Raw genomic sequence first — 15,315 nt, 5'->3', positions numbered from 1 at the left:
GCGCCCCGCGGGTTCGAGAGGCGGGAGAAACATGCAGCACGGCAGTGCCCTGCGCGAGGCGGTCCGGTCGCCTCGCACCACACCGCTCATCGGTATCTACGACATGTATTCGGCGTCCATCGCGGCCCAGCACTACGACGGGATGTTCGTCTCCGGATTCGGCTTCGCCGCATCGCATTACGGCCTGCCCGACATCGGATTCATCGCCTGGCCGGACATGGTGCAGTTCACGGAACGGCTGCGGCTGGCCTTCCCCTCCCACCACCTGCTGGTGGACATCGACGACGGCTATGTGGACCCCGAGGTCGCCTGCCACGTCGTCCAGCGCCTGGAGCGCGCCGGAGCCTCCGGCGTGATCCTGGAGGACCAGAAAAGACCCCGCCGGTGCGGACACGCGGACGGCAAGCTGATCCTCCCGCTGGAGGAGTACCTGGACAAGCTCAACCTGGTGCTGAGCAGCCGCACGGACCTGGTCGTGGTGGCGCGTACGGATGCCACGGAGGAAGCGGAGATCGTCCGGCGGGCGGCGGCGTTGGCGGAGACGGACGCGGACGTCGTCCTCGTGGACGGGGTGCGCAGCGTCGAGTGGATCGAACGCATCCGGTCCGTCGTGGGCGGCAAACCGCTGCTGTTCAACCAGATCGCGGGCGGCAAGTCGCCGCGCCTGTCGCTCACCGAACTGACCGACCTCGGCGTGGACGTGGCGATCTACAGCACCCCGTGCCTGTTCGCCGCGCACGGCGCCATCGACGGGGCGCTGGCCGACCTGAAGAACGCCGACGGCCGGCTGCCCGGCACGGGACAGACCGGCAGCGTCGAACTCCGGGGCGCCACCGAGCTGTTGGAGAAGAACATCAGCAGGCACCACACCCACCGCGAACCGGCCCCCGTCTGAGATGAGGTCCTCCTGATGGCACCGAACCCCTTCCGGGGCGGCGCCGGGCGGCGCCGGGACCGCGGCCAGCGGTCCCGGGCCGTGCGCCCCTCCACCCTGTCCGTCGCCGTCGCGGCGGTGATGGGCGTGCTGTGGGGCGGCACAGCGGCCCAGGCCGCGACGCCGTCCCCACCGGACCCGCCGCGACCGCCGTGCGAGTCCCAGGACGACGAGGAGGAGACACCGCCACCGCCCCGTGCGGGCACGTCCATCGGCCTGCTGGTGGTCGACAACTCCTCGGCGGACTCCTGGCTGGAGGTCGACCGGACGCTCAACACCCTCCTCGCCGGCAAGGGGACGGCGGGCAGCGACCACGACGGGGGCGGCGGCGCCATCGACGTCCACACCCGGGACGCGAACGGCCCCGGCGCCGACCCGTCGCGCGTCGGGCACCCGCCCTGGCAGACCGGTGACGATGAGTGACCCGGCGCGGGCCGCCCGGACGGCGCGCCGGCTGAAGCAGACGGTCGACCCGTATGTGGCGGCCCTCCTCGGCACGGTCCTGCTCGCCACCCTGCTGCCCGCCACCGGACAGGGCGCCGTGGCCGCGGGCACCGCCGCCGACCTCGCCATCGGCCTGCTCTTCTTCCTCTACGGAGCGCGGCTGTCCACCCGTGAGGCGCTGCACGGACTGCGGCAGTGGAAGCTCCACCTGCTGACCGGGGCGAGCACCTTCGTCCTGTTCCCGCTGCTGGGACTGGCGGCGGTCGGCCTCGTCCCGTTCCTGCTCACCGACCGGCTGTACACCGGGCTGCTCTTCCTGTGCGTCGTCCCCTCGACCGTCCAGTCCTCGATCGCCCTGACCTCCACGGCCCGTGGCAACGTCCCGGCCGCCATCTGCGCCGGCACGTACTCCAGCCTGTTCGGCATGGCCGCCACCCCGCTGCTCGCGGCCTGGCTGATCGGCTCCGCCCTCAGCTTCTCGGCGGCCGGCCTGCTGTCGATCGCCACCCAGCTGCTACTGCCCTTCCTCGCCGGCCAGCTGCTGCGCCGCTGGGCCGACGGCCTCCTCACCCGCCACCGGAAGCCGCTCGGCCTCCTGGACCGCTTCTCGATCCTCCTCGTCGTCTACACCGCTTTCAGCAGGAGCATGGCGCAGGGCATCTGGCAGCAGATCACCCCCGTCCGGCTGCTCGCCCTGCTGCTCCTGGCCGCGGGCCTGCTCGGCACGGCCCTCGTCACGACCTCGCTGGCCGCACGCCGGCTGGGGTTCTGCCGGGAGGACCGCATCACCATCGTCTTCTGCGGTTCGAACAAGAGCCTCGCCACGGGACTGCCGATGGCGGCGGTGCTCTTCGGCGGCGCGGCCGGTCCGGTCATCCTGCCACTGATGCTCTACCACCAGCTCCAGCTGATGGTCTGCGCGGTGATCGCCGCCCGCTGGTCCCGTCAGCCGGAGAACAGCCCGGCCGCCCCGGAACCGTCACTGCGCCTCGGTGCCCGGCGGGTGGAGGGGGAAGCGTCGGCCTGACCCTTCCGTACGGGCGGTACGGCGACGCCGTGGGCCGCGACTGACGAAAACGCCCCCCGAGAGGCGCCGTCGGCCTACTGCGCCCCTCCGTGCCCGGAAGGGCGGCCGGCCGACGCGTTCTCGGACACCGCCGCGAGCACCGGCCGCCCGGCGCCGTATGCCGCGGCCATGGGAGAGCTGCCGGCGGTGATGAACGTCTTGATGCCCGCCAGGTAGGCGTCGCGGCCGACCAGCCCGTCGCCGTCGGTGTCGAGGGCGTCGAAGGCCGCGGCGGCGTCGGGTCCGGCGTTTCCCGCGGCGGTGCGCAGGCGGACGAACGCGTCGCGGTCCAGGCACCCGTCGGCGTCGAGGTCGGCGATGTCGAACAGGGAGCCCAGCGCGGGCCGGCAGGAGCGTTCGAACGTCTCGTGTCCCACCCAGGCGCGGTACTCCTCGAAGGTCACGCGGCCGTCGTGGTCGGCGTCCATGTCCGCGAAGACCGCCTCATGGGCGGCGAGCGCGGCGGTGACGACGGGATGGTGAGCCTCGCGCTCCATGGCGGACGCCACGCGGCCGACCCGTTCGAGGTATTCCGCACGGGTGATGGCGCCGTCACCGTCCACGTCCAGCATGGCGAAGATGCGGTGCTGCGGTGAGTCGGACAGGGGGTGGGCCACGGTGCTTCCTCCCGGCTGCGTGCAAGATTTTTCAGCCACGAAGATACCCACGCGAAGCGCAGAAAACGCGCATTCCGTCAGTGTCGCGCGGAATGCCTTCCTCTCCGCAGACCGGAACGGCGCGCCGACGAGTCGACCAACCGGAGAGGCGCCCAAGGCGGGCACCACTACCGAGCGTGCGGGACCTGCAAATGCGGTGACGTGATAGCGGTACGCGACTCGAAGAACGAGGGTCGCCCGGCCCGGACGGCCTCTGCGCCCCCGGCCGACAGACGCTCAGACCGGCATCGTCACGGCGTGGAAGACCGTCGGCCCGGAGGGCGTCCGCGGCGGCCGGGCTGGCTCGGCTACCTCGAACGGAGCCGGCAAGAGCCAGTTCGCGCGCCTCGCCCGCTGCCGCAGGAATCGTTACTCCTTGTACCGCCGCACCCACTGCCCCCTCGCGCCGTACGCGAGATCTTCGCGGCAGACGGAGACGAGTCGGTGACCTGCCGATTCTCTTGTCCAAGAGCAAGATCTGGCGGCTTTCTGCCGTATCTCGGTCAGCCCCGTGGTCGCGCCGTCATACGGCCACCGCCGTCCGTTCCGCGAGCACGTCCTCGTAGTGGCCCAGCAGTTCGTCGCCGACCACTTCCCAGGTGCGGTGCTCGACCGCTGCCCGGCCCGCCGCCCCCAGCCGGGCGCGCGCGGCCGGGTCACCGGCCAGCAGCCGGACCGCGTCGCGCAGCGCCGCTCCGTCCCCCGGCGGCACCAGGAGTCCCGTACGGCCGTGCCGCACGAGGTCCAGCGGGCCGCCCGCGGCGGGCGCCACGACGGGCGCGCCGCTTGCCATCGCCTCCTGGACGGTCTGGCAGAAGGTGTCGTAGCGGCCGGTGTGCACGAACACGTCCAGGGATGCCATGAGCCGCGCCAGTTCGTCGCCCGTGCGGCTGCCCAGGAAGCGCACATCGGGCAGCGCGGCACGCAGGCCGGGGGCGCTCGGCCCGTCCCCGATCACCACGGTCCGGACGCCGGGCAGCCGGGAGACCGGGGCCAGCAGCCGCACCTCTTTCTCCGGCGCGAGCCGCCCGACGTAGCCGACCAGCAGCTCCCGGCCTGCGGCGAGCGAGCTGCGCAGCACCTTGTCGCGCCGGGCGGGATGGAACCTCATGGAATCCACCCCGCGTGGCCACAGCCTCACCCGGGGCACGCCGTGCGCGGCCAGGTCGTGCAGGGCGGAGCTGGACGGGGCGAGTGTCCGGTCGGCCGCCGCGTGCACCGCCCGCAGGCGCCGCCAGGCCGCCGCGCTTCCGGCTCGCAGGTAGGTGCGGGCGTAGCGCCTCAGGTCGGTCTGGTACACCGCGACGGCGGGCACGCGGCGCCGCACGGCCGCGGCCATGGCGCGGGCTCCGAGGACGAACGGGCCGGCCAGATGGACGACGTGCGGGCGGTGCCCGTCCAGCGCGGCGGCCAGGCGGCGGCCGGGCAGGGCCACCCTGACCTGCGGATAGCCCGGCAGCGGTACGGAGGGCACGCGGACGACGGGGCACGGCCCGGCCCGCCCGCCGTCCGGCGTGCCGTCGGCACCGAAGGGGGCGACGACGAGTACGTCATGGCCGCGCCGGACCAGGTGCCGGGCGGTTTCGAGGGCGCAATGAGCGACGCCGTTGACGTCGGGCGGGAAGGACTCGGTGACGATGACAACACGCATAGGGCTGTTGTCGGCCCGCCGGGCGTGGTTCCGGCCACGTGGATCTTTCCAGCCGGGGAACGTCCCATGAGCGTTGGCGCCCGCGCCGGAGCGCGGGCACCGGGCGGGCGCCGGAGCGCGGGCGGCCCGTGAGAGCCTGTCTTTGAACCCCCGTCGTCCGCCCGAAGGGCGGGCGCAGCGGCGGTCGGTGCGTGCGATGGGGGTCCCCCTGCTCGAAGAGCTCGGGGGAGGGCGTGCCGGGCGTCGGGGCACAGGCGGGGGTTCAAAGACAGGCTCTCAGAGGGCGTTTAGCCCGCGTTTGTGACGTTTAAGGCCGTTTGATGGTGAGTGATTGGTGGGGTTGGAGGGGGCGGCGGTTCGAGTGGGGTGGAGGGGACAGCGAAGTCGTTGTTGCGCCCCATCTGCTCCTGTTTCATCCCAACAGGCGCTGGTTCACGCCGAATGCTTCCGCTCCGGTCTTGCGCGCCCTGCCGCCCTGCCGCCCTGGGCATGCTTGCCGCCTCCTGGCAGTATGAGCGAACGGCGGCGGTATCCCAGCGACCTGTCCGATGCCCGATGGGCCCTGGTAGAACCGCTGTTGACGAGCTGGCGGGACGACAAGGCCCGCCATGGGCTCAACATCGGCACCCCGCCCCAGCACGATCTGCGCGACCTGCTCGACGCCATCCTTTACGTCGCCCGCACCGGCATCCCCTGGCGCTACCTGCCGCACGACTACCCGCACTGGAACACCGTCTACGGCTACTTCGGCCGGTGGGAGAAGGACGGCATCTTCGAGCATCTCAACGCCCTGCTGCGGCGCCGGGTCCGCGAGGAAGAGAGCCGCAACGCGGAATCGACCGGTTTCGTGATCGACGCGCAGAGCGTGAAGACCTTGACCAACGTCCCCCTTCGTGAACAGGGCGCTGACGTGACCAAACGGATCGTGGGCCGCAAGCGGAGCATCATCATCGACACCACCGGCCTGATGCTCACCGTGCTGGTCACCGCCGCCAGCATCCAGGACTCCGTCGCCGGCGAACGCCTTCTGGACCGCCTCGCCGCCGACCACCCCGGCCTCCGCAAGGGCTGGGCCGACCGCGGCTACCGCGAGTACCTCGTCGACCACGCCGCCCGCCTCGGCATCGACCTCGAAGTCGTCCGCCGAGCCCCCGGCACGAAGGGCTTCAAGGTCCTGCCCCGCAGGTGGGTGGTCGAGCGCACCCTGGGCTGGCTCATGCACCACCGCCGCCTGGCCCGCGACTACGAAGCCCTGCCCACCCGCTCCACCGCCATGATCTACATCGCCATGATCGCCCTCATGACCCGCCGCCTCACCCATGAATCCACCCCAACCTGGCGAGGAGCCTGAACCACCATCACGTGCCCACCCGGAAGCCGGCCGAAGGATGCTCGCTGGTACCGATTCTCGGTGTCGTTGTGGAAGGCGCTGCGGGATACTCGCCCTGTGGAATGGCGGGAGCAGGTACAAGCGGCAGAACAGATCAGTGATTGGGATGCAGCTATCTCGCTGGTGAGCGCTCGTGCCGAGTGCTACTCCACCGATTTCCTCGCGCATGACAATCATCTGTGGCACATGGATCTGCTCGTTCGTGCGGAGCGATTCGACCAGCTCACCGAACGCGCACTCACAGACGTCCACGCGCGTCGGCGCCTCAACAGATCGCTTCACGAGCGGGGGATGGACACAGCGCTGCGCCACCGAGCTGAGGCTGGCGACAGTAGCGCCTTGTATCACCTCGTGAGGTTGCTGTGCGAAAGAGACCAGCTTCAGGAAGCCCACGAAGCGGTTGAGCGTCTAGATCCTGAGAACGAGTACGCGCACCAGCTCGTGGCCGACTTCCGGGCGGCCTCGGGCGGCACTCGGTAGCTCTCCGCTGCGGACTGCCGTACGTCCGTGAAACGATGCCATTTCCGGACGAAGTATCGGCAGAAAACACCCTCTCAGCCCCCCGCGCGCTCAGAGCGCCGGCGCGTCCGGCCCGAACCGGCTGCGTACCGCCGTCTGCACCTCGGCCTCCTCGGCCGGATCGGCGGCCAGCCGCCGCAGCTGCTCCACGACCCGGTCGTCCCCGGTCGCGGCGTGCCGGGCGGCCAGCTCCCGGGTGCTCTCCTCGCAGTCCCACAGGCACTCGACGGCGAAGCCCGCCGGGAACCCGGGATCGGTGACGGCCAGCGCGCCCGCGGCACGGCCCCTGAGGTGCGAGGAGGAGGTCTCGCGGTAGATGTGGCGCAGTACGGGCGCGGCGCAGGCCACGCCCAGCCGGCCCGCCCCGTCGACCAACTCCCACAGCCCGTCCGCGTCCGGGCCCTCGGTCCGTACCGTACGGCGCAAGGCGGCCAGCACCAGGTCGGCGTCGCCGCGGCCGCCGCGGCGGGCCAGCATCGTGGCGCCGGCCGCGCCGACGGGATCGGGGCGCGGGGCCCACCGGCGGGCCCGCTCGATGGCGGCCGGGCCCCGCATCCGCTCGAAGGCGGCGAGCGCGGCCTCGGCGAGCGGCCGGCTGGAGAAGGGATCGGCGGCCGCGGTCTCGATGAGGTCGAGGGCGTCCGGGTCGCCGCGCTCGGCGAGGTGGCGCAGGGCGGCGGCGCGGGCGGCGTCCGGGCCGGTGCGCGCGGCGCGCAGCAGCTCGGGGCGGTCCTCGGGGCCCGCGACGGCCGCCAGGCAGCGTGCGGCCGGTACCTGGCGCCACTCCTCCGGGTGCAGCTCCAGGCCCTGCTGGGCCCAGTCGAGCACTTCGGTCACGCTCCAGCCGGGGCGCGGCCCGCTCGGCCGCATCTGGCGCTGCCAGCGGTCGAAGCAGCCCTGTTCCTGGGCGGCGCGGATGCGTTCGCCGTACCGGGGGTCCTCGGCCCACAGCCGCCACGGGCGGGGTTCGAAGGCGTCGCGCACGGCGGCGGCCAGCTCGGCGTCGCCCTCCGCGGTGCGCGGGAAGCGGGCGAGGACGGCGGGGGCGAGGGTCGCCAGGCCCGCGTCGTCGTCCCGCAGGGCCAGCTCGTCCAGGGCCCAGCGCCAGTTCGTGCCGGCCGCGGCGTAGCTGCGCAGCAGCAGGAGGGCGGCGTCCCGGCCGTACGCGGCGAGGTGGCCGAGGACGGCGAGTGCCAGGCCGGTGCGCTCCTCGCCGGGGTCGGTGAGGTCATCGGGGTGGAAAAGATGCCGTTCGATCTCTTCGAGGCCGCCGTCGAGCTGCATGTAGAGGCGCGCGTAGTACAGGGAGCGGTTCTCGACCTGCCAGTCGCGGCGGGGGTCGCGCAGCACGCTGTCGTTCAGTGCCGCGAGCGCCTCGGCCCGCGGCGCCGCGAGGGCGTGCAGGGTCCCGTCGCCGCGGCCTCGCTGCAGGAGGCCGAGCAGGGTGCCACTGGGCGCTATGTCTGGATCGAACATGAGGTCAGCATCCGGTGCGGGGGACAGGCTGGCAACGGGATTTCCGCTGACCGGCATTCTTGCCGGTGACCGCGGGTCGTATGCGTCGTTCCCACCATGGATCGGTGGGACCGAGCGCGCTACGGCGGCCGAAGCCTAGCCTGGAACGCTCCGTTCCGCTGATTCGGCGGACGGTTGCCCCAGGGAGGCCGGGGGCATATGCCAAATGCACCACCGTATCGGGTAATGCCAAATCCCTTACGGGCGGTCGCAGCCTGTGCAACAGTCGTTACCGGCCCTTCCGTCAGACCTGGCCCCGGCGCCGCCTGATATCGGAGTACGTCATGCCGTCCCCACTCTTCGCGGACCGACCAGCCGCCCAGCCGCCCGAGCGCGACGTGGTCGAAGCCCTGATCACGCAGGCCCGCAGGCTGCGGGGCGGCCTGGACGCCGTACGCCGGGAGACCTCGGCGGCGGACGACGAACCCGCCGACCCCCGGCTCCGCTGGCAGCGCGCCTTGTGCGACCTCGCCGTCCACCACCTCGACGACCTCGGCGGGCACCTGGACCAGCTCCGGGAGGGCCTGCCCGCCGACCCCGGGACGGCCGCCGACGCCCCGGTGGAGGAATGGCTGCCGGTGGCCCCGCCCGAGCCCGAGCCCGCCGGGTATCCGCGCGGCTCGCTGCTCAGCCGGGTCGGCAGCGCCGAGTGGAACCTCCTCACCGACGAGGTGAGCTGGTCGGAGGAGCTGTTCGGGATCTTCGGCCGGGAGCCGGCCGAGGGCCCCCTGACCCTGGACGAGCTGCCCTCCCTGATCTTCAGCGAGGACCAGCAGCTGCTGACCACGATGGTCACGGACTGCCTGGTGGACGGCCGTCCGATCGACGGCGAGTTCCGCATCGTACGAAGCGACCAGAGCGTCCGTACGGTGCACATGATGGGCGAGCCGGTGCTCGAAGCCGACGGCAGCACGGCCTGCATGTGGGCCGTGCTGCGCGACGTCAGCGAGCTGCGCCGCAGCCAGCGGGCGGTGCGCGAGACCCGTGACTCGCTGCAGCGCCAACGGCACCAGGCGCAGACCGAGCACCGGCTTGCGGTCGAACTGCAGGAAGCCGTGCTGCCGCCGTGGCGCGGCTCCCTGCGGTTCCCGCAGGGCGGACCCGTCGCACTCGACCTCGCCGCCCGTTACCTCCCTTCCGGCACCAGCGCCCTGATCGGCGGCGACTGGTACGACGCGCTGCAACTGCCGGACGGCCGGACGCTGTTGAGCGTCGGCGACCTCACCGGCCACGGCGCCACCGCCACCTCCGGCATGGCCATGGTGCTCGGCGCGCTGCGCGGTATGGCGGTGTCCGGCCAGGATCCGGGCCCGCTGATGGGCTTTCTGAACCAGCTGCTCGACACCTCCGCACAGCCCGCTCTGGGCAGCGCGGTCTGCTGCCGTTTCGACCCCTCCTCCCGTCAGCTCGTCTGGGCCCAGGCCGGACATCCCGCCCCCCTCCTGTTCCGCGACGGCACGGGCAGCCCGCTGAACCCCCCGGAGGGGGTACTGCTCGGCGCCACCACCGGAGCCGCCTACACACAGCGGTGCGAGCAGCTGGCGCCCGGCGACGTGCTGGTGCTGCACACGGACGGTCTGGTGCCGCGCCGGTCGCACGGCACGCTCGCGCCCCACGAAGGGACCGAGCGCCTCCTGTCACTGGCACCGCGGTTCGCCGCGGCGCGTAACGCGCAGGACTGCGTCCGCGTCATCGCCGAGGAGTTCGGCGGCGCCGACCGCGAGGACGACGCGTGCGTGCTGATCGCCAGGGTGAGCGGGTAAGCGCGTACGTACGGGTACTACGTACAGGTACGCAGGGGCATGGGGCCAGGACCGGGGTCACGGGTCTTGGCTTCTCGCTGCTCGACATGGTCGTCTTGGTGGTCGGTGTGGGGGGTGTGACTGCCGTACACCGGTCCCGTACGGCCGGCCTCCTCCCGTACGCCGGTGACCGCCGGTGTCAGATCCGCAGGTTGGAGCCCACCGGCCCCAGCCCCGGTCCCAGCCCCTTGGCCTTGGCCGTGGGCATCACCCGCTGGATCTCCTCCCGCAGATCCTGGATCTTGGCGTAGTTCGCGTACCGTCCGGTGAGCCGGTACATCTCCCGCAGCCGGTCCCAGGTGCGGTGGGAGGAGTTCTCCTTGATGGACACCAGCGCCAGTCGCGCGTAACGGTCGGCCTGTTCGGGGTCGTTGCCGATGAAGCAGGCGGAGGCGAGCGAGAGATAGTCGAAGATCTGCGACCGCTGCCGGCCGTTGTCGCGCAGCCGCAGCGCCTGCTTGGCGTGCGCCTGGGCGATCTTCGCCGCCCTGGGGTCGTGCTCGGCCAGCGTACGGAAGGCCAGGGCCTGCATACCGTGCAGGTCGGCCTCGTCGAACATCTGCATCCAGCTCGGCGGCGGCACATCGCCCCGGTCGGAGACGAACAGCTCCTCCGCCTCACCCAGGGTGCGGCGCATCGCCTGGCCCTGGCCCTTGCTCGCCTGGGCCCACGCCTCGATGGTGTAGAGCATCGCGCGGGTCCGGGGCAGCGTCTCGCCACCGGAGCCCGACTTGGCCAGTTTCATCAGGTCCAGGGCGTCGTCCGGGCGGCCCAGGTGCACCATCTGGCGGGCCGCCCGGGAGAGCGCCTCGCCCGCGCGCGGCCGGTCACCGCCCTCGCGCGCCGCGTGCGCGGCGATGACGAAGTACTTCTGGGCGGTGGGCTCCAGCCCCACGTCGTGGGACATCCAGCCCGCCAGGACGGCGAGGTTGGCCGCCACCCCCCACAGCCTGCGCTGCAGATGCTCGGGATGGCGATAGGCGAGCATGCCGCCCACCTCGTTGAGCTGGCCGACCACCGCCTTGCGCTGCAGCCCGCCGCCGCGGGCCGCGTCCCAGGCGCGGAAGACCTCGACCGAGCGCTCCAGGGCGTCGATCTCCTGCGACCCCACGGGGGCCGCTTCATAGCGGTCGAAACCGATCTGGTCGATGGTGTTGTCGGCGAACGGGTCGTCGAATCGGGGTGCGTCGGCTGCCAGCGCCGGATCGGTGTGCAGCCAGTCGTGCATGGCGCTGCTGAGTGCGGAGCCCGCGGCAAGCGCCGCGCCCGCGCCCACCAAGCCGCGTCGGTTGAGCATGAGGTCCATTCCCGTGAATTCCGTGAGGACCGCCGCCGTTCGCTCGGGCGGCCACGGGAGACCGTCCGCGGCCTGTTTCCTCCCCGCGCGCCCGGAACGACCGAACCCGAGGTCCTCGATGGTTACGACACGGCCGAGACGCTCGGTGAACAGGGCCGCCAGCACCTTGGGCACCGGGTCGCGCGGGGTCTCCCCCGTGTCGATCCAGCGCCGCACCCGCGAGGTGTCGGTCGCCAGCTGCGGATGCCCCATGGCGGCCGCCTGCCGGTTGACCAGTCTCGCCAGCTCGCCCTTGGACCAGCCGGCCAGGCCGAAAAGGTCCGCGAGACGGGTGTTCGGCTCCCTGTCCACGTCAAGCCCCCAGGTTCCTCGACTGACTTGACAGTAACGGGCCGTCCGGGACGCCCGCGAGCATTCGCCAGGGTTCGCCAGGGTCCGCCAGATGGTCTGCCACCCGCGCCCGCGTGTTCTGTTAGGAGGGCAGCCCCCGGCCCGGTGTCGGTACCGCATTCCCCAGGGTGCGGACACCGGAATCGAGGCCTTCGGGCCCCGGTCATCGGGCCGGAGGCGGCACTGCAACTCGTCGGCGCACGAAGGGATCTGTCTCACCCATGTACGCAGCATCGTCCGCCGTGAGCGCCCCGAACCGGCCGTACCGTCCGCAGCCTCCGGGAAGCGGACCGTATCTCGACCCCTCCCAGTCTCCGGGGGCGGTCTCCGGCCTCACCGGCGGCCGCAACCGGCGGGTGCAAGGGGGGACAGCCCAACCGCTCAGCGGGAGACTCGACTTGTCCGGCCCCCAGGGCGCCCAGCTGCGCGCCGCGGTCGCCTCCGTGCACCGTATCTGCCCCGAGTTCCACCCGGTCCAGGTGCTGCGCCGGACCGGCAGGTCCGTCCTGCTGGTGGGCACCACCGGCCGGACGACCGCCGTCGCCAAGTGTTTACTGGACCATTCCCCCGCGTGGGCCGAGCGGTTCCGGCACGAAATAGCTGCTTATCGGTCCTTCGTACGCCACCGCCCGCCGGTGCGCGTACCCAGGCTGGTCGCCGCGGATCCTGACAACTGCACCCTGGTCGTCGAGCGGATGCCCGGCCGGGTCGCCTCCCTCCAACGGCATCCGACCGAAGCACCACCGCGCGCGGACGTACGGGCCGCGCTCGGCGCGATCTGCCGGGTCAACCTCTGGCGGCCGCCGGCCGGGATGTTCGACGCGCCGCTGGACTACGCGGGCCGTATCGGTCGCTTCCACGACCTCGGTCTGCTGACCGACCGGGACCTGGGCGACCTGCAGAAACTGCTGCACGGCCTGGCCCACACCCAGGGGCAGTTCTGCCACGGCGACGCGCTGCTGAACAACGTCCTGCTCTCCCCCGCCGGTCCGGTGCTGCTCGACTGGGACCACGCCGGCTGGTACCTGCCGGGCTACGACCTCGCGACCCTGTGGTCGGTGCTCGGTGACGCCCCCGTGGCGCGCCGCCAGATCAGCCAGCTCGCGCAGGCCGCCGGACCGGCCGCGCGGGACGCCTTCCTGGTCAATCTGATGCTGGTGCTCACCCGCGAAATACGGCGTTACGAAACCGCCGTGCAGCGCACCATGCGCGAGCCCACGCCGACGGGCACGCCGGGGCCGGGACACCCCGGTGCGTTGGCGGCGGGTGAGGAACAGCGGCTGCTGCTGCGCCGGCTGCACGACGACTGCCAGATGGCGCGGCGTGCGGTGCGGGCGGCGGTCGGCACCCGCTGATCCGCCAAGGGGGGTAGGTGAGCGGCACGCCGCACGGCGTGCCGCTCACGTGTGTCCGGGGCCGCCGGGAGCGCCCCTCTCGTACGGGGTTGCGGATGGCGCGCTGACATACGAAACCCTTGTGGCGCACGGTGATTGACGGATCGTCGGCCAGGCGATAGCTGTAGGGATTCCGTTCCGCGCACGGTCGTATGCACACCATCCGCCAGACGCCCCGGCTCGTTCCGGTCGGCCACAGGAGGCTGCATTGCGAGGATCCGACGAGAAGAGAACCTCCCGCTCCAGAGCGCGCAGGGCCGCCACCGCCGTCGCGGCGGCGGCCTTGTTGCTGCCCCTGGTCTCCGCCACGCCGTCCGCCACGGCCGGGCAGCCCCGCGCCGTGGCGGCACGGCCCGCCGCCGGCGCCCTCCAGCAGGCGTTCGCGGACGCCTCCGCGCGGTACGGCGTCCCGCAGGGCGTGCTGCTGGCCGTCGCTTACCTGGAGTCGCGCTGGGACGGGCACGGCGGCGCGCCCAGCGTGTCCGGCGGCTACGGCCCGATGCACCTGACCGACGCCCGTGCGGCACTGGCCGAGCGGCCGCACCACAGCGACGGCGACGAGGACCCGCGGGGCGACGGCTCCCGGGCCCGCAAGCGGGTCCACGCGCCACTCCCGGACGTCACCGAGCTGCCGGCCCGGCTGCGCACCCTGGAGCGGGCGGCGCGGCTGACCGGGCTGCCCGCCGAGCGGCTGCGCCGGGACCCGGCGGCCAACATCCGCGGCGGCGCGGCGCTGCTGGCCGCGGAGCAGCGCCGGATCGGCGTGCACTCCGCCGACCCGGCCCGCTGGTACGGCGCCGTCGCCCGCTATTCCGGCGCCGACGACGCCCGGACCGCGGCGGGCTTCGCCGACGACGTGTACGACGTCCTGCGGCAGGGCCAGTCCCGTACGACCGGCTCGGGCCAGCGGGTGACGCTGCCCGCCTCCCCCGGGCTGACGGCGGACCGGGCGCAACTCGGGCGGCTGGGCCTGCGGTCCGCCGCCGCGCCGGCCGGACCCCGCCTCGAATGCCCGCGCACGGTCTCCTGCGTATCCGTACCGGCGCCGTACGAGGAGTTCGGCGACGGCGATTACGGCAACCACGACAAGGCGGACCGGCCGCGGGACCAACGGATCGACGCCATCGTCGTCCATGACACCGAGGGGTCGTGGGAGACGACGCTGAAGCTCATCAAGGACCCGACGTATGTGTCCTGGCACTACACGATCCGGTCCGCGGACGGGCTGATCGCCCAGCACGTGCCGACGAAGGACGTCGCCTGGCACGCGGGGAACTGGTACGTCAACGCGCACTCCGTCGGCATCGAGCACGAAGGTTTCCTCGCGGCTCCGGACGCCTGGTACACGGAGGCGATGTACCGCGCGTCCGCGCGGCTGGTGCGCTACCTGGCGCACAAGTACGACCTGCCCCTGGACCGGCAGCACATCATCGGCCACGACAACGTGCCGGGCACGACGCCCGCCACGATCAAGGGGATGCACACCGACCCGGGCCCGTACTGGGACTGGGCGCACTACTTCCGGCTGCTGGGCAAGCCGTTCGTCCGTACGGCGGGCCCCGGGGGCGGCCTGGTCACCATCCGCCCCGATTACGACCGGCACCGGCCCCTCTACACGGACTGCGCCAAGCCGGGGCAGCCCTGCGCGCCGCACGGCTCCACGGCGGTACGCCTGCACACCGAGCCGAGCGGGAGCGCCCCGCTGGTCCGGGACATCGGCCTGCGCCCGGACGGCAGCCCCTCGACGACCGGCGTGAACGACACCGGCGCCCGCGCCACCACCGGCCAGCGGTACGCGGTCGCGGAGCGCCGGGGCGAGTGGACCGCCATCTGGTACCTCGGCCAGAAAGCGTGGTTCCACAACCCGCCCGAGCAGCCCACCGCGGTCGACGCGAAAGGGCTGGTGATCACACCGAAGGCCGGCCGGGCGGACATCCCGGTCTACGGCCGGGCGTACCCGGAGGCGGCGGCGTACCCGGCGGGCGTCCCCGTGCAGGCCGTCACCCCGCTCCCGTACAAACTGCTGGCCGGCCAGCGGTACGCCGTCGGGAACCGGGTCCGCGGCGAGTACTTCTACGCCCCGACGTACGACCTGTCCCAGCACGCGGTCGTGCGGGGCACGGATGTCTACTACGAGATCCAGGTGGGTCACCGGGTGGGCTACGTACGGGCGGCGGACGTTGACGTGCGGTCTTCTTCCAAGCGGTGACACGGGCGGGCACGGCGCCCGGGCCGGGCGCCGTGCACCGCTCGCCGT

Annotated in this window: 12 protein-coding genes; 8 read left to right on the top strand and 4 right to left on the bottom strand. The window is 72.5% G+C overall.

The features are described from left to right. Positions 1–31: 31 nt before the first annotated feature. The 3 genes from ACZ53K_RS10920 to ACZ53K_RS10910 are packed head-to-tail and all read left to right on the top strand — an operon-like array spanning position 32 to position 2,405. A complete protein-coding gene (locus ACZ53K_RS10920; protein ID WP_468833910.1) occupies positions 32–895 on the top strand; it encodes an isocitrate lyase/PEP mutase family protein in 864 nt (287 codons plus the stop codon). A gap of 15 nt (positions 896–910) precedes the next feature. Then, complete coding sequence (locus ACZ53K_RS10915; protein WP_468833909.1) at positions 911–1,357, top strand: hypothetical protein; 447 nt, start codon at positions 911–913, stop codon at positions 1,355–1,357. After that, positions 1,350–2,405, top strand: a complete 1,056-nt coding sequence (locus ACZ53K_RS10910) for a bile acid:sodium symporter family protein (protein ID WP_468833907.1) — start codon at positions 1,350–1,352, stop codon at positions 2,403–2,405. The genes ACZ53K_RS10915 and ACZ53K_RS10910 overlap by 8 nt, the downstream gene beginning before the upstream one ends. Positions 2,406–2,479: 74 nt before the next feature. On the opposite strand, the gene ACZ53K_RS10905 is transcribed toward ACZ53K_RS10910, so the two are convergent. Together ACZ53K_RS10905 and ACZ53K_RS10900 are read right to left on the bottom strand one after the other, a co-directional pair. Beyond that, on the bottom strand, positions 2,480–3,061 hold the full coding sequence (locus ACZ53K_RS10905; protein WP_468833904.1) for an EF-hand domain-containing protein: 582 nt from the start codon (positions 3,059–3,061) through the stop codon (positions 2,480–2,482). A gap of 562 nt (positions 3,062–3,623) precedes the next feature. Further along, positions 3,624–4,751: a glycosyltransferase family 4 protein gene (locus ACZ53K_RS10900; RefSeq protein ID WP_468833902.1), complete on the bottom strand. Its 1,128-nt coding sequence runs from the start codon at positions 4,749–4,751 to the stop codon at positions 3,624–3,626. A gap of 511 nt (positions 4,752–5,262) precedes the next feature. On the opposite strand from ACZ53K_RS10900, the gene ACZ53K_RS10895 reads away from it, so the two are divergent. Continuing rightward, positions 5,263–6,102, top strand: coding sequence for an IS5 family transposase (locus ACZ53K_RS10895; protein WP_468833900.1), 840 nt, complete (start codon positions 5,263–5,265; stop codon positions 6,100–6,102). 96 nt (positions 6,103–6,198) lie between these two features. Beyond that, a complete protein-coding gene (locus ACZ53K_RS10890; protein ID WP_468833897.1) occupies positions 6,199–6,621 on the top strand; it encodes a hypothetical protein in 423 nt (140 codons plus the stop codon). A 90-nt stretch (positions 6,622–6,711) separates the two neighbouring features. Here ACZ53K_RS10890 and ACZ53K_RS10885 read toward each other — a convergent pair whose 3' ends face one another. Next, positions 6,712–8,136, bottom strand: coding sequence for a HEAT repeat domain-containing protein (locus ACZ53K_RS10885; protein ID WP_468833895.1), 1,425 nt, complete (start codon positions 8,134–8,136; stop codon positions 6,712–6,714). Positions 8,137–8,459: 323 nt separating this feature from the next. Here ACZ53K_RS10885 and ACZ53K_RS10880 point away from each other — a divergent pair, with 323 nt between their 5' ends. Then, positions 8,460–9,938, top strand: coding sequence for a PP2C family protein-serine/threonine phosphatase (locus ACZ53K_RS10880; RefSeq protein ID WP_468833892.1), 1,479 nt, complete (start codon positions 8,460–8,462; stop codon positions 9,936–9,938). 178 nt (positions 9,939–10,116) lie between these two features. Here the strand turns inward: ACZ53K_RS10880 and ACZ53K_RS10875 are convergent, their stop codons facing one another. Further along, positions 10,117–11,625, bottom strand: coding sequence for a DNA-binding protein NsdB (locus ACZ53K_RS10875; protein ID WP_468833890.1), 1,509 nt, complete (start codon positions 11,623–11,625; stop codon positions 10,117–10,119). Between the two features lie 260 nt (positions 11,626–11,885). On the opposite strand from ACZ53K_RS10875, the gene ACZ53K_RS10870 reads away from it, so the two are divergent. Beyond that, entirely contained in the window at positions 11,886–13,019 is a 1,134-nt protein-coding gene (locus ACZ53K_RS10870; RefSeq protein WP_468833888.1) for an aminoglycoside phosphotransferase family protein, read from the top strand. A 247-nt stretch (positions 13,020–13,266) separates the two neighbouring features. Further along, complete coding sequence (locus ACZ53K_RS10865; RefSeq protein WP_468833886.1) at positions 13,267–15,267, top strand: N-acetylmuramoyl-L-alanine amidase; 2,001 nt, start codon at positions 13,267–13,269, stop codon at positions 15,265–15,267. Positions 15,268–15,315: the final 48 nt, after the last annotated feature.

This window comes from Streptomyces sp. NPDC033221 (assembly GCF_055577005.1).
Note: the sequence above shows the minus strand (reverse complement) of the source record. Positions and strands in the feature narration are given on the sequence as shown.

Excerpts from the sequence above, each read along its gene's own strand:
- ACZ53K_RS10920 (WP_468833910.1), top strand. The coding sequence starts at position 32 with ATGCAGCACGGCAGTGCCCTGCGCGAGGCGGTCCGGTCGCCTCGCACC.
- ACZ53K_RS10915 (WP_468833909.1), top strand. The coding sequence starts at position 911 with ATGGCACCGAACCCCTTCCGGGGCGGCGCCGGGCGGCGCCGGGACCGC.
- ACZ53K_RS10910 (WP_468833907.1), top strand. The coding sequence starts at position 1,350 with ATGAGTGACCCGGCGCGGGCCGCCCGGACGGCGCGCCGGCTGAAGCAG.
- ACZ53K_RS10900 (WP_468833902.1), bottom strand. The coding sequence starts at position 4,751 with ATGCGTGTTGTCATCGTCACCGAGTCCTTCCCGCCCGACGTCAACGGC.
- ACZ53K_RS10895 (WP_468833900.1), top strand. The coding sequence starts at position 5,263 with ATGAGCGAACGGCGGCGGTATCCCAGCGACCTGTCCGATGCCCGATGG.
- ACZ53K_RS10885 (WP_468833895.1), bottom strand. The coding sequence starts at position 8,136 with ATGTTCGATCCAGACATAGCGCCCAGTGGCACCCTGCTCGGCCTCCTG.
- ACZ53K_RS10880 (WP_468833892.1), top strand. The coding sequence starts at position 8,460 with ATGCCGTCCCCACTCTTCGCGGACCGACCAGCCGCCCAGCCGCCCGAG.
- ACZ53K_RS10870 (WP_468833888.1), top strand. The coding sequence starts at position 11,886 with ATGTACGCAGCATCGTCCGCCGTGAGCGCCCCGAACCGGCCGTACCGT.